Annotated in this window: 9 protein-coding genes; 5 read left to right on the top strand and 4 right to left on the bottom strand. The window is 47.7% G+C overall.

Annotation, left to right across the window (positions count from 1 at the left end):
- Window positions 1-96: 96 nt before the first annotated feature.
- Window positions 97-3,192, top strand: coding sequence for an efflux RND transporter permease subunit (locus tag B2739_RS06960; RefSeq protein WP_331345143.1), 3,096 nt, complete (start codon window positions 97-99; stop codon window positions 3,190-3,192).
- Between the two features lie 361 nt (window positions 3,193-3,553).
- A complete protein-coding gene (locus B2739_RS06955; RefSeq protein ID WP_331345142.1) occupies window positions 3,554-5,404 on the top strand; it encodes a glycoside hydrolase family 2 protein in 1,851 nt (616 codons plus the stop codon).
- 42 nt (window positions 5,405-5,446) lie between these two features.
- Here B2739_RS06955 and B2739_RS06950 read toward each other — a convergent pair whose 3' ends face one another.
- Window positions 5,447-5,842: a hypothetical protein gene (locus B2739_RS06950; RefSeq protein WP_331345141.1), complete on the bottom strand. Its 396-nt coding sequence runs from the start codon at window positions 5,840-5,842 to the stop codon at window positions 5,447-5,449.
- Window positions 5,843-5,890: 48 nt separating this feature from the next.
- Window positions 5,891-7,096 (bottom strand): hypothetical protein, encoded by a 1,206-nt coding sequence (locus B2739_RS06945; protein ID WP_331345140.1) that lies wholly within the window; start codon window positions 7,094-7,096, stop codon window positions 5,891-5,893.
- Between the two features lie 491 nt (window positions 7,097-7,587).
- Here B2739_RS06945 and B2739_RS06940 point away from each other — a divergent pair, with 491 nt between their 5' ends.
- Both B2739_RS06940 and B2739_RS06935 read left to right on the top strand, forming a co-directional pair.
- On the top strand, window positions 7,588-10,392 hold the full coding sequence (locus tag B2739_RS06940; protein WP_331345139.1) for a sensor domain-containing protein: 2,805 nt from the start codon (window positions 7,588-7,590) through the stop codon (window positions 10,390-10,392).
- 283 nt (window positions 10,393-10,675) lie between these two features.
- Window positions 10,676-11,590 (top strand): hypothetical protein, encoded by a 915-nt coding sequence (locus tag B2739_RS06935; RefSeq protein ID WP_331345138.1) that lies wholly within the window; start codon window positions 10,676-10,678, stop codon window positions 11,588-11,590.
- Between the two features lie 2 nt (window positions 11,591-11,592).
- Here B2739_RS06935 and B2739_RS06930 read toward each other — a convergent pair whose 3' ends face one another.
- Together B2739_RS06930 and B2739_RS06925 are read right to left on the bottom strand one after the other, a co-directional pair.
- Window positions 11,593-12,609 carry a LacI family DNA-binding transcriptional regulator gene (locus tag B2739_RS06930; RefSeq protein WP_331345137.1) on the bottom strand — a complete coding sequence of 339 codons (1,017 nt, stop codon included), beginning with the start codon at window positions 12,607-12,609 and terminating at the stop codon, window positions 11,593-11,595.
- A 253-nt stretch (window positions 12,610-12,862) separates the two neighbouring features.
- Window positions 12,863-14,884 (bottom strand): glycoside hydrolase family 97 protein, encoded by a 2,022-nt coding sequence (locus B2739_RS06925; RefSeq protein ID WP_331345136.1) that lies wholly within the window; start codon window positions 14,882-14,884, stop codon window positions 12,863-12,865.
- Between the two features lie 684 nt (window positions 14,885-15,568).
- Between B2739_RS06925 and B2739_RS06920 the strand changes: the two genes are divergently transcribed.
- Window positions 15,569-15,790: hypothetical protein (locus B2739_RS06920; protein ID WP_331345135.1), on the top strand; the 222-nt coding region annotated here is incomplete at its 3' end.

The following is a 15,790-nucleotide window of genomic DNA, read 5'->3' as shown; positions in this document are numbered from 1 at the left end:
CAAAACGTTATTCAAGGCTCCATTAGGGTTCTGGTTGGCGCGGCGAGATGGTCATGTTGGGGTTCGTTCCTCACCACCAACCTACGTGAGACATAAATGAATATCGCAGAACCCTTTATCAAACGCCCGGTCGCTTCCAGTTTGTTGGCGGTCGGGATTGTATTGCTCGGGCTTTTATCCTGGCGCATGTTGCCCGTCGCCCCGCTGCCGCAGGTGGATTTTCCGGCGGTACAGATTTTTGCCGCCCTGCCCGGTGCCAGCCCTGAAAGTATTGCATCGACGGTGGCCACACCGCTGGAGCGCGCACTTGGCAGTATTCCCGGGGTAACGGCGATCAACTCCAACTCGACCCAAGGCTCTACCTTTATTTGGGTCGAGTTTACCCTTGACCGCGATCTGGATTCCGCCGCGCGCGATGTGCAGGCCGCACTCAATGCGGCGCGCGGTCAATTGCCCGCCGGTATGCCGGGCAACCCGAGCTATCGCAAAGTCAGCCCATCGCAAGCGCCGATTATGGCGCTGGCACTCAGCTCGCCCAATTTATCGCCCAGCGCGCTTTACGATGCCGCCTCTACCATCCTTGCGCAAAAACTGGCGCAGATTAAAGGCGTGGGGCAAGTGGGGATCGACGGCGCATCACTGCCTGCCGTGCGCATCCAACTGAACCCCAATATGCTTTCCAGCTACGGCATCGCGCTGGATGAAGTGCGCAACGCCATTAGCAACGCCAACGTGCAGCGCCCGCTGGGCATACTGGAAGAAGATGATTCGCGCTGGCAGGTGTACACCAGCGAAACCCTGCGCACTGCGGCGGATTACCAGAATCTGGTGATCCGCTACGGCGATGCAGGCCCGGTGCGCCTGCGCGATGTAGCCACCGTGAGCGATTCGGTAGAAAACCGCTATACCGACGGCTTCCACAACCACAGCTCTGCGGTGACGCTGACGGTAAGCCGCCAGACCGGTGCCAATATTGTCGAAACCATCGATGCCATCAACGCGCAACTGCCCAACCTGCGCGCGCTTATGCCCGGTGATACCCAATTAAAAGTGGTGATGGACCGCTCGCCCGGAATCCGCGCCACCCTCAAAGAAGCGCAGATCACACTTGCGGTCGCGGTGCTGCTGGTTGTCGGCGTGGTGTTCCTGTTTTTGCGCAGCGCCCAGAGTGCGCTGATCCCGACGCTGGCGATTCCGGTCGCGATTATCGGTGCGTTTTCGGTGATGTACCTGTGGGGCTTCTCGCTCAATAACCTGTCGCTCATGGCCTTGATTGTCGCTGCCGGATTGGTCGTTGACGATGCCATCGTGGTGCTGGAAAACATCAAACGCCATATCGAAAAAGGCATGCCGCCGTTTCAGGCCGCCATTCAGGGCGCGCGCGAAGTCGGCTTTACCCTACTGGCGATGAACGTCACGCTGGTGGTGATTTTTGTCTCCATCCTGCTGATGGGCGGCGTGGTAGAAAAACTGTTCCGCGAATTCTCCATCACCCTCGCGGCGGCCATGCTGATTTCGCTGGTGATCTCGCTCAGCCTCACTCCGGCGCTGTGCGGCCAACTGCTCAAAGCAGAGCCAAAAAGTGCGGCGCAGAAAGAACAACAACCGGGGATTTTTGATGACATCAAACAAGGTTATGCCGTCGCGCTGGATTGGGCGCTGCGCCATAGCCGTATTGTGATGTTGATTCTCGCCGCGGTGATCGGCATCAATATTTACCTGTACATCGCCATTCCCAAAACCATGCTGCCCGAGCAAGACACCGGCCAAATGACCGGCTGGATACGCGGCGATGACGGTTTTTCGTTCCAATTGATGCAGCCCAAAATCCAGGAATTCCGCAAAGTCCTGCTGGCCGACCCCGCCGTTGAAGATGTGTTCGGCGCAAGCGGTGGCGGCAACGGGGTCAGTAATGCGTGGATGCGCATCAGCCTCAAGCCCATGGCAGAACGCGGAGTATCGGTGATGGAAGTGACCGACCGCATCCGCCGCGAGATCCCGACCATTCCCGGTGCCATGCTCATGGTGGGGCCAGACCAGGATATCCGCCTCAGCTCGCCGTTCAGCCGCAGCCAGCATGAAGTGATGATGCTGTCGGACGATATCCGCTTGCTGTACAAGTGGGCAGCCAAACTGACCACCGCGATGGAAGGCATGAAAGAGCTCACCGAAATTGACGGCGTGCGCGAGGAAGGCACCCAGCAAATCAACCTCACCATTGACCGTGAAACCGCGCAGCGCTTGGGTGTAGACATGACCACCGTCGCCAGTCTGTTGAATAACTCCTTCTCGCAGCGGCAAGTCTCCACCATGTATGAGGAGATGAACCAATATCGCGTGGTGATGGAACTGGAACCCGGCTACACCGCCACGCCGGAAGTGCTGAACCAATTACAAGTCATCACCCGCGATGGCAAGCGCGTGCCGCTCTCAACCTTCTCCAGCTTTGATTACGGCCTGGCCGAAGACCGCGTGCGCCACAGCAACCAGTTTGTGTCGGAAAGTATTGGTTATGGCTTGGCGGAAGGTGTAACGGCGGAGCAGGCGCGCATCGCGATTGAAGCCAAAGTCGCCGAATTGATGATGCCTAAAGAAGTCTACCTCGCCCCGTCAGGCAGCAGCCGCCCCGGTTGGGGGCCAAGCGTACCGGGTATGGCGCAAAATCCGGCCGTGCTTATCGCCTGCGTATTGCTCGCGGTCTATTTGATTTTGGGGGTTTTGTACGAGAGCACCATCCACCCGCTCACCATTTTGTCCACCCTGCCTTCGGCGGGAATCGGTGCCCTGCTCGCACTCTGGCTGACCGATACACCGTTTAGCTTGATTGCGATGCTCGGGTTATTTTTGCTGATCGGGATCGTTATGAAAAACGCGATCCTGATGATCGACTTTGCGCTGGAGCTGGAGCGCAACGAAGGGCTTTCCTCGCGCGATTCCATTTATCAAGCGGCGATGATCCGCTTGCGCCCCATCCTCATGACCAACCTCGCGGGTCTGCTTGGCGCGGTGCCGCTGATCCTCGGTTTCAATGAGGGATCAGAGCTGCGTACACCGCTTGGAATCACCATTATCGGCGGTTTGGCCGTCAGCCAATTCCTCACCTTATTCACCACACCGGTGGTGTATTTGTATATGGAGAAGGTAAGGAATTGGGGGCTGCACAAAACAGGTTCACAGGCTGCGGCCCACTAATGTTCCAATGCACAAGGTATTTTGACTAGCTTCGTTTAGCGCGTCGCTGTAACTCACACCCAATGTAATTAACACGCACCGTAATTAACACGGTCTGCATTTAATACCATCCATTGATGCCGAGCATTCGGCATCAATGGATGGTTAACAATTATTTACCCCCTCCCGGCTTAAAGTCACAACACAAACCAGACTAGAATTGTGGCTGCTGGTATACAAGCATGCAGAATCAAACCATTATTCAACCACCACCCACTCATGCCGTTCACCGTACCCGCAATTTTCTACTGAACCTGACACCTAGCTTGCACAGACAAGCACACACATAAACCATAAGATCACCGTCAACAGAGAAAAGACCATGAAACTATTTTCACTTGGCGCACTATTCAGTTGCGTCTGGTTTACCGCATTTGCCACTGCGGCAGAACCCTCTTCATTACAAGCCTACACACGCGATGCAGTGTCATTGAACGGCGAATGGAAAATCATCGTCGATCCTTACGAAAACGGTTATTACAACTATCGCTACGAACCGTTTGACCAACAGGAAAATCCGTCGGTAAACGCCTTCTTTACCGATTCAAAACCAAAAAAACCGTCGGATTTAATTGAATACGATTTTGATAAAGCCGATACCCTGCAAGTGCCAGGCGATTGGAATACCCAAAACGAAAAACTCTATTACTACGAAGGCAGTGTGTGGTATCGCAAAAAATTCGATGCCCCCAAAGCCGGCAAAACTGATCGTCAATTTATTTATTTCGCTGCCATCAATTACCGTGCAGATGTGTATCTGAATGGTAAAAAACTCGGCGTACACGTCGGTGGTTTTACGCCCTTTCATTACGAAGTGACGGGAAAACTTAAATCCAAAGACAACTCACTGATTATCAAAGTAGACAACAAACGTCACGCCGATGCCGTACCCACACTCAACACCGACTGGTGGAATTACGGCGGCATCACCCGTGAAGTAAAATTGCTGAATGTTCCGAAAGTCTTTATCCGCGATTATAAAATTGCGCTCACATCGCCAGAGCAAAAAACGGTTTCCGGTTCAGTATTGTTAGACGGTGCAAAAGGCGGTGAAAAAATCCAACTGCGCTTGCCTGAATTAAAAATCCAGCAAACACTAACGGCCGATAAAAACGGCAATGCCACGTTTTCTTTCGCAGTACCTGATGCACAACTCTGGTCACCGGAAAATCCAAAACTCTATGCCGTGCAAGTTACCAGCGGCAAAGACAAACTCACCGACACCATCGGTTTGCGCACCATCACCACCCAAGGCAAACAATTATTGTTAAACGGCAAACCATTGTTCTTGCGTGGTATTTCGGTACACGAAGAATATTCTGCCGAAGGCGGTGGCCGCGTTAAAAATGCCAAAGAAGCGCAAGCGTTATTGAACTGGGCAAAAGACCTGAACGCAAACTTTGTGCGCCTCGCCCATTACCCGCACAACGAAGACATGGTGCGCCTTGCAGACCAAATGGGCTTATTGGTGTGGTCAGAAATTCCGGTTTACTGGACGATTAATTGGAAAAATGAAGAGACCTATAAAAACGCAGAAGCACAATTAACCGCAATGATCGAGCGCGACAAAAACCGCGCCGCTATTATTATTTGGTCGCTCGCTAACGAAACGCCCGTATCAGAAGCGCGCAACCAATTTCTCGGTCGCCTCGCCAAAACCGCACGCACATTGGATAACACCCGCTTATTAAGTGCCGCGATGGAAAAACACTACCGCAGTGACAACCCGAACATCGCTGTTGTAGAAGATCCGCTCGCAGACATAGTGGACATGGTGAGCTTTAATCAATACATCGGTTGGTACGATGGCCTGCCAGAGAAAGCAGACAAAGTGACATGGGAAATTAACTACAACAAACCGGTATTCATCAGCGAATTCGGCGGTGGCGCACGCTATGGCTATCATGGCGATGTAAATACCATTTTCACTGAAGAATTCCAGGAAAATCTCTACATCAAGAGCTTGGGCATGATCGACAAAATCGACGGCTACGTCGGCACCTCCCCCTGGATCCTCGCCGACTTCCGCTCTCCACGTCGTCTGTTAGATGGCATTCAAGATGACTTTAACCGTAAAGGCGTTTTCTCCAACGAAGGCCAGAAGAAAAAAGCGTTTTTTGTATTAAAAGATTATTACGAGAAGAAAGAACAAGAGAGCAAGAAAGCGGAGTAACTCTTAAAAGCTCCCGGCGAGGCCGGGAGCTTTGAATAAATTTTATTTTTTCGAATGCAGGTCAACAATCTCCAAAGAATCAAACGCTGCATCTCCTTCATCGGTAGCATCCACACCGACAGTAAACACGTTTAGATTATAGCCATCTTTACTCCAGACAAATTTGCAAGGAGCAAGGCCAGAACCAGAGCATGCCTCCATTTCAGGACGATTAGCGCACCGCACATCGCCATCAATACAAACATCTGAATCAGGAGATATAACTGGACTCCAGCCTTCATTTATTAACTTTTCTCTTACAGCAGAGTAAGGCTCACCTGAAGAAAAGTGCGGAGCCTCCAACTTATCTATTGCGACAAATTCAGGCTCAGCATAACAAGAATTAAATGAAAAACTTAAAATTAAAAATAATGATAAAATTTTGAATTTAAAATTCATAGCATCAAAACACCTTAAAAATTATACAAAAGCTGAATTGCAGTATAGTCATTTTGCTCTAGCTAGAGTGTTCCTTGTATTTATCAGGACTTGCTTAACCTCATCCACTGTATGCATGGATTTATTACCATTGCCATAATAACTATCACCGGTGGCAGGATTTGGAATAGAAGCCCACTCTTTTGACATAGAGAGCATTGCTGCATTAATGTCATCGTGATTACCATGTAAGTAATCCACCAGAGGTTTTCTTTTTTCGATTAATTGAATAGCCAATTGATCTTGTGTTTTTGGGGTAAAATTGATGTCCGGATCTAACTCGCTGGATTGAACCGCAGACTTAAGCGTTCCTGGAATCATTTGGTAGCGTCCTGCCGCAAATATTTTACGCCCGCTATCTATAGTACCTTGCTGCATTATCATAATTTCATCCAGTGACATTTCAGTTAAATCTTCACCAAGATAAATACTTGCATTATGTGTACTATTGATAATTTTATTATTGCGAGTCCCATTATTCATAGAGTTATAGCCACCTTCACCTTTTGCAATTAAATCCAGCACATCCTTATAGGGATTAGGTGGTGAGCTAGCAGGAGGACACATGACCTGTGCGGAGTCCACACCCACTTTCATCAAAACTTCATCCACAATCCCCAAATAATCCACCGATTCAATTTCTGATTTTTCCGTAACCGGCGAAATATATTTCAACTGCTCCGGTGAACTCAGTGCATAACCAGATTTCATTCCCTTCGCAGTAAAAGGATCAGCAGCGTAAGCTACTGCATCTGTTTTAGAGATCCACTCATCAAGTGAGTTTTCATCAGAATTATCTTGCGTCTGTAATCTATGCCATTGATTAGCAATCAGCATAAGCTGATTTTTGATTGCTGTAGATGCGCGCCAGTAGTAGTTAAGTTTATCGACCCAAAAACCTTTGTGTGGGTGTTCGGGATCTTCTTGCCATGTGAAAGCCGCGCAAAAAGGCTTTCCGGTGCGGCACACATTAAAATAGAGGCCACTGCCGATCAGGTGTTCTATTTGGTTATTGGCGTAGTCGTGATTTCTTAGCGAGTTATAGGAACCAATTTCGGTGCGGATAAATTCCTGAAGATGCTCGATGCGCATCCACAAATGATTGGGATTGTTCAGCATCTGCATAATATGAGTATGTGCAAACACAGGGGCTTCCACAAAAGGAAGGTCTTCCCATGTCAGTTGGGCGCGGTGTTTGAGTGCAAAAGTTTGCATGCGGCAACTCCTTGTAGCTGCGGAAAATTCGTCCATGCCCGGGGGCAAAGCGTTGACGGCGCACACCCTATTGGGATGAGGTGGGCAGGTCAATACAAGCGATGTGGTAGATAGTGGAAATGTGGATTGGCTAACAGATTGGCGAGTGCTGCATTTTGATGCCCCAAAGATGTAGAACTACGCCACTTCTAACACCCACCCTATTACCATTAGCGTTTATTTTATTACAGCGTATTACAGCACCCGATTTAACACCGACAAACCTGGTTATTAAAACCCACGCCTAATTTACATATTGCGATAAAAATCTGTTTATTTATGGAGAAAAAACAGTAATTTTTATTGCGCTCAATCATTTTGATCTAACAACAAATCTGCCTATGCAAGAGAATTTTGAAGTACTTCGACAGCATCGCTTTGCACTGCTATATTTCTAGCGCTCAAGGTGCAACCGCACAGGAGAGTTTTGACTGAAGGAATGGATCTGGATTATGGCATCCAAAGTATTAAACGACAGTTCTGAATTTTATCACCGCGCCTTGGAGCAACTGCATCCGCTACGCGGCACTTCCTTACCTGAATTAACGCCCTTGCAATTGGCAGAGCGCGAACTGCGGGTATATCGCCTTGCGCTGGATTTACAGCGTACCGAATTACAAAACCTGCAACAAAAACTGGAAGAACTTAGCGTGCTCGAACATCAACAACTGGAAGCCCTGCTTACCAATACACGCATACTGGAAGCATCGCAAAGCATTGCCAAAGTGGGCGGAGTGGAAATGGATGTAGCAACACGCCGCATTTACTGGACCACAGAAACCTACGCCATTCACGACACTACTCCCGAAGAATACACCCCAAGTCTGGATGAAGGCTTCACCATGTACCCACCAGGTTCACGCGAGCGCATTGCCAAAGCATTGCGGCGCGCAATGGATACTGGTGAAGTGTTTGACATTGAAGTTGAAAAATACACGTTTAAAGGCCGAAAAATTGATATACGAACCACCTGCACTGCGCATATGGAAAATGGAAAAGTCGTGCGGCTAACCGGAATTTATCAAGACATTAGTGAACGCAAACAAGCCGAGCGCCGACATCAACACCAAAACCGAATTTTGGAAATGCTGCTGGCTAAAGTCGAGCTGAATGAAATCCTCACTGCTCTGGCAACGGATATTGAAATACTTTTACCAGACAGTTTTTGCAGCATTATGTTGCTGGATGGCGATGAAAAACATTTGCACGTTGCCGCATCACATGGGTTGCCTGATTTTTTTATCGATGCCATTAATGGTTTGCCTGTTGGTGAAGGCATGGGAGTTTGCGGTAGCGCTGCTTATTTTGGCCACAGGGTCATTGTGGCAGATGTGCATACACACCCCTGGACGCAGGCTTTCAGCGACATTGCAAAGCAGATCAATATTCATTCCTGCTGGTCGCAACCTATTTTCTCTGCGCAGGGGAAAGTGCTCGGCACCTTTGCGCTTTATCATCAGCACAGCCGCAATCCATCGGATGCAGAAATTCGCTTGATTGAAAGTGAAGCAAAACTAACCTCCGTAGCAATTGAGCAATCTCTTGCAGAATCCCGCTTGCATCTTGCGGCCAGTGTATTTACCCACGCTAATGAAGGCATATTAATTACCGATGCAGCGGGAAATATTATTGAAACCAATGATATTTTTACCGAGATCACCGGCTACCCACGCGAAGAAGTGATTGGCAAAAATCCAAGCTTTTTGCAATCGGGTCTTCACGATAAAGAATTTTTTGCCGCCATGTGGAAAGATTTACTGAGCACGGGTGACTGGCATGGCGAGATATGGAACAAACGCAAAAATGGTGAAGTCTACGCCGCCTTGATGACCATCAGCGCGGTTCAGGATATTCACGGCGTTGCACAAAATTATGTCAATTTATTTACCGACATTACGCCACTAAAAGAGCATCAAAGGCAGCTCGAATATATTGCACATTACGATGCGCTGACAGGCTTGCCTAACCGCGTATTACTCGCCGACCGATTAAAACACGCGATTGCCCATTGCCATCGCAAAAACGGCTCACTCGCAGTGGTCTATCTTGATCTGGATGGTTTTAAAGCAGTCAATGATCAATATGGTCATGACATGGGCGATCAGTTGCTGGTGAATATTGCCCATCGTTTGAAAGAGGCATTGCGCGAAAGCGACACGCTTGCGCGCATAGGTGGCGATGAATTTGTGGTTGTGATGGCCGATCTGGAACGCCCTGAAGATTATGAGGTTGTGTTAAATAGACTGCTGCAAGTAGCAGCAGAACCCACCATGCTCAATCAACAATTTTTGCGTGTATCCGCCAGTGTGGGGGCCACGCTCTATCCGCAGGACAATGCTGATGCAGACCAGCTATTGCGCCACGCCGACCAAGCCATGTATATCGCCAAGCAAGCAGGGAAAAATTGTTACCACTTGTTTGATGTAGCCAAAGATATTGCCAGCAAAAGCCAACGCGAAACACTGGAACACATTCGCGCAGCACTGGATAAAAAAGAATTTGTATTGTTTTACCAACCGAAAGTAAATATGCGCACCGGTGACATGATTGGTGCCGAAGCGCTAGTTCGCTGGCAGCACCCCGAGCGAGGGCTGCTAGCGCCCGCAGCGTTTTTGCCGGTGATTGAAGACCATCCGCTCAGCATTGAGCTGGGCGATTGGATTATTAATGATGCACTGCAACAAATTTCACGCTGGCGGCTGATGGGATTAAACATTCCTGTCAGCGTCAATATCAGTGCTATGCAATTACAACAAAACAATTTTGCTGTGCGTCTTGCTGAACATTTGTCCATGCATCCGGATGTACCTGCTGATTTTCTGGAATTGGAAATCGTTGAAACCAGTGCACTGAAAGATATCGCAGAAGTAGCTGAATTAATGCGCGCGTGCCGCGCACTGGGCGTTAGTTTTGCCGTGGATGATTTTGGTACGGGTTATTCATCGCTCACTTATCTAAAACGCTTACCGGCAGGTCTTTTAAAAATTGACCAGACGTTTATCCGCGATATGCTCGATGACCCGGACGATTTGGAAATCGTCAAAGCAGTTATCAGCCTTGCCAACGCATTTCACCGCAAGGTAATTGCGGAAGGCGTGGAAACTATTGCTCACGGAGAATTATTAATTCCTCTTGGCTGCGAATTAGCCCAAGGCTATGGCATTGCACACCCCATGCCCGCCGCAGACATTCCTCGCTGGGTTGCCACCTGGAAACCCGCCCCTGTATGGACAACACTTTACAGCCTCAATATTTGATTGCTGACCTACCATTATTTTTCATAATTATATTTTATTATCACAATAGTGCGATATTGGGCTGCATGACGGCAGTGTATCCTCATTGCCCACTGCGATTGCAAAATTCAGGCAAACCAACGATAGTGACATAAGCATGCACTAAACGTTATTCTGCAAAGAAATTATGCAGAATATTAAAAATCAAGATAACTATTAATAACTACTATTGGCATTTGTAGCAATACAACCTCAACAGGAATTGGGGAGACTCTGGTCACTACGCTTTCCAAGGAGAAACCTGTTGAAAAATATTTTAGGCATACTGTTTAGCGTATGTAGCTTGCTGTTCGCTTTTACCTGTACAGCAGCCAACACCATTATCGCTGCAGCGGATGAAGATATTATTGCGGATTATCAATTATTTGTGGGTAACCGCGATCCGCTCACTATTGATTATTACGGTGGCGCCGGTGCGCGCCGCGATGTCATTGAACTGGTGCTTTTGCAGCAGGCGTTACATTTGGGTGGATATAAAGGCCGCGTGATATTCCGACCCGAAAATAGTTATTTGCGTGTTCTGAAATTAATCAAAGATGGCCAGATCCCTGTCTCCGGTGCACTTATGTGGCGCACCGATATTGAACCGGATACCGATTCGTTCCTCACAACTTCTGCGCTGGTCAAAGAGGGCGAATTTATCGCAGGGCTTTACACCCGTAAAACCAACCAGCACGCACTTGCCGCAACCACCCGCAAACACATCAGCCAATTAAGTGCGGCATCCAACAATCACTGGAAAGCTGATGTCGCCACCTTGAAATCATTGGGCGTGAAAAAAATTCATTACTCAACTTATTGGGTGCAAATAGTACGTATGGTGGTAGCAGGACGCGCTGATTTTACCCTCGCCCCGTTTCAGCCCAACCCGGAAATGAAAGTGGTAGTTGATAATCTGGAACTGGTGCCTATTCCTGGCGTGAAAGTTGGTTTGCCTGGCAGCCGCCACTGGCCTGTCAGTAAAAAACATCCGCAAGGTGAGGCAATATTTGCTGCACTACAAAAAGGCATAGCGCTACTGGAACAAAAAAATATTATCCAGCGCGCTTATGAAGAGTGTGGATTTTTTAATCCGCGAGTAAAAAACTGGACACTACTAAATCCGCCAACCAAAGAAGCGATAAAAAAGTCAATCAGAACCAATTCCAGCACAAATTAGAATTAAATCAGCTGCGGTGCCAAGCCAGTGCTCTCACGCACCATTAACTCGTGCGGCAAAATCCGGTGGACCGATGTCATTGGCTCGCCATTGAGCTGCGGCAATAACAATTCCATGCAGGCAATTCCAATTTCCGTCATCGGTTGCGCTATCGTCGTCAGCGATGGGCTGCAATATTCGGCATAGCGAATATTATCAAAGCCCATCACTGAAAAATCTTGTGGAATTTTAAAACCCATTTTGTGCAATGTTGACATGCAGCTCATGCCCATTTCATCGCTGAATGCAAAAATAGCCGTAGGCCGGTTGGCCAATTGTGCGAGTTTTCGTGTGGCTTCAGCTGCACCGCTCAATGCGTAATTTCCAATTTGAACCAGCTGTTCATCAAACGTAATACCCGCATTGGTAAGCGCTCGTCTGTAGCCTTCCATACGGCTTTGGGTACTGGGCACACTCATGTTGCCGGCAATCACACCAATGCGTTTGTGCCCCAAGCCTAACAAATAGTTGACCGCATCTTCAGCAGCGGCAGCGTTATCGATATTGACACTGGGAATACCGTCAACACCGACGGGTTCACAGGCATTAACCAGTGGGGGCAATTGTTCGGCAACCGGTTTTTCCGGGTCTATATCAAACGGCAGGCGCGAACAAAATAATAAGATGCCATCGGCCTGACGCGAGCGTACCATGTTGGCAAACGATCGCTCCCGGCTTTCCTTTTCTTGTGTATCACCCAGCAGCAACGAATACCCTTTTTCCAATGCGATACTTTCAATCGCGCGGATAACCGGATAATTAAACACACTGATTACATCGGGAATAATAGCCACCAGGTTATAGGTTTTGGACATTCGCAAACTGACGCCAAGGCTATTGGGTGTATAACCTGTGCGCTTGACAACTTCCAGCACACGATTGCGCTTGTCTTCGGTGACCAGCTCGGGGTTGCGCAACACACGCGATACTGTAGCGGGAGATACTTTTGCCTCTTTGGCAATCTCTTTGATTCCAATCATTTAACGACCCTGATTTTTTGTTATTGGTTTTTGTGCTGTGTCTAGCGAATAAAGGCTAGCATTTTTTGGCGGGAAAAGCGGCGGGTTTTACAAAAAAGTAATGAGTGTTAACAATTGGCAAAAAAGGAGCAGCGGGATACCTCAGCGCTTCAGGGAAGACACATCCCCAAATGACTATTCACCACTGCCCCAAGCTAAGGGAGAGACTACGGGTAACAAAAAACAAGAAATACAAACTTACAATTTAAAACAACTATCTGGCGATCAAACTGATGGCAGCACCACCTCCGGGAGCCAGTTGCAATGAAATCGCATCGCCAGTTTTGACTTCCATTTCTTTAACTCCATAACTTCCCGGATTCTTTGCGTAGTGGGCATCTTTGCCATCGTGATAAATGCGCGCAGTGTATTGCTTGTCTGCATCAAGGAAGTCTAACTTCACTTCCAATGTGCGCGCACTTTCGTTAGTCAATGCACCTACAAACCAGTCATCACTATTGCGCGCTTTACGCGCTATCGCCACATATTCACCGATTTCACCGCCTAATGGACGGGTAGTTTCCCAATCCACTGCTACGTCTTTAATAAATTGGAATGCATCCGGGTGCTGCTCGTAATGCTCAGGTAAATCCGATGCCATTTGCACCGGTGAATAAATCACGACATAGAGCGCCAGTTGTTTGGCCAGTGTTGTGTTTACCTGATTTTTTGGTCGCGATGGCAGCGTCAGTTCAAATGCACCAGGAGTGAAATCCATCGGCCCGGATAGCATACGGGTGAAAGGTAATATTGCCGTGTGATTAGGAGGATTACCGCCATCAGCAGACCATGCATCGTATTCCTGGCCGCGCGCTACTTCGCGTGAAATAATATTGGGATAGGTGCGGCGCTCGCCGGTATCCTTCACTGTTTCATGAGCCACTACGGCAACTTTATGTTTCGCCGCGATATCAATTACGCGCTGCGCATGATTCACATAAAACTGCCCGTGGTGATACAAACCATTAACCAATTCCTCTCCGGTTTCGACGTAGCCGGTTTTTACCGCTTTCATGCCATAGCGCTCAAGAAAGGCAAAAGCGTCTTCCAGTTGCGACTCATAATTTTCAATCGCCGCACCGGTTTCATGATGGCCAATAATATAAACGCCTTTCTGTTGCGCGTAGCGGCTCAACTCCGCCACATCAAAATCAGGCATTGGCGTATAAAAATTAAATGCATTGCCGCCGCCAGGCAGCCACCACTCACCATCCCAACCAGTGTTCCAACCTTCTACCAACACGCCTGCAAATCCGTGCCTGGCTGCAAAATCAATATATTTTTTGGTATTTGCTGTGGTTGCGCCGTGCTTCTCGCCTGATTTCCATGTCGTTTTTTCCAAATGCAATTCCCACCAGATGCCCACATATTTGGCAGGCTTGATCCAAGAAACATCACCCAATTTATTCGGCTCGTTTAAGTTCAGCGTTAAATAATTAGTCATCAAATCCGCTGCTGATTCTTCTATTTGCAGCGTGCGCCATGGTGTGACCGCAGGTATTGGAAGCCTCACTGCCGTTGGCATATTTTTAGAAATAGGCACCAATGTTGCGCTAATGTTGCCCGCGTTAGCTCCGGTAACATTCATAGTGGAATAGTTGTGCAACGCTGCTTCATGCAGGGCGATATATAAACCATCGGCCGTTTTCATGGTAACAGGCGTATGCACTAATCCCATTTTGCTGATGGGTGATTGCTTATAAAGATATTCGTATTGGTTGCCCGCCTGTGCGGGTGTCCACCACGCGGCATGGTCGGCAGCCATATTGAATTGCGTCAATTCATGCAGAATCTCCAGCGACTCCATTGATGCCTGCTTGGGAAATTCGTAGCGAAAGCCTATACCATCATCATAAACACGGAATACCACGTCCATTTTGCGTTTGGCACCACTGGCCTCACGCAGCGCAACGCGCAGCTGGTTGTAATGGTTGCGAATAAAACGCTCTTCACCCCAAGGTTGCTCCCAGGTTTGGTCAACGCGTGTCGCTTTGGTGGATACCACTTTAAAACCGTTTGCCATGTCTGCCTGATTTTTAAGATCAAAGCCCAAACGCGAATCGGCTACTACATCCTTACCTTTATAAAACACTTTATAGCTGGGCTCACCCGTTGCAGACAGGTAAAAATTGACACCCAATGTTTTTGATGGCGAAGAAATGCTGGCAGCCGGAGCCTGGGCAGCAACCGCACTGGAAACCCAGGAGGCAATAAAGATCATAAGTATTTTTTTCATGCTTTTTTAATCTTGATAATGGATTGATTTTTTTATAATTCAGTTTTTATTGGTCATTTAAAAAACGTTTAATTTTATATTTGTTAAAACATAAAAAGCTGCCACACATAAAAATCGCAACATATAAAATAGAACGTTAATTTATTGTATTGCAAACGTTAAAACAGCTTACTCCTGCAAGAAAAATCCCGCCGGCTGTTTTCAATTTAATATCAGGATTAATGCAGTGTCCAGCGACAAACCCTTGTTTTTAAAAAAGAAATCGTTTTCAAATTTCTGAAAACGATTTCAGGTAAGAGATCATCAAGCAACCGCCTCTCATTGTTTCATCACGATTTTTATCATCCCACTAAAATGAAAAAGTGAACCCTGTCGATAAATCCAAAAAGTGCAAACGTTTTCAAAAAAAGAAATCGATTTCAGATTTTCAAAACACTGGTTTTCATCTAGACACAAGCTATTTTCTCTCATTAAGATATTTTTGCTCCAATCCATAACAATAAAAAATGCGAGTTAGCGGTAAACAATTCGATCTGTAGTTCACAACCAGACACCTGAATACTTTTTACATTTCATTTGTGATGCCGTATGTCAGCACATGTAGTGTTTGGCTGACACTTCACAGCAATCCATGCTTTACACCTTATGATGCTTTACAACAACCAATAACAAGAGGACAACCGCATGAAAACCTCAAGCGCTACTCAAGTCGCTGTGCCCCGGCACATTTTTTTACGAAGCAGTTTTTTACGAAACAGTATTTTAATTAGCACACTGGGTTTAATCGGCTCATTGGCCACCAGCATCGCCCACGCCCAAACCAATTTAGCCCAAGGCAAAACCGCAAGCGTTACCAGCAGCGTTGATGTCTACACCGCTGGTAATACGATTGATGGCAACCAAGCC

It is taken from the genome of Cellvibrio sp. UBA7661 (assembly GCA_002483365.1).
GTDB lineage: Bacteria > Pseudomonadota > Gammaproteobacteria > Pseudomonadales > Cellvibrionaceae > Cellvibrio.
This window is presented reverse-complemented; position numbering and strand designations above follow the sequence as displayed.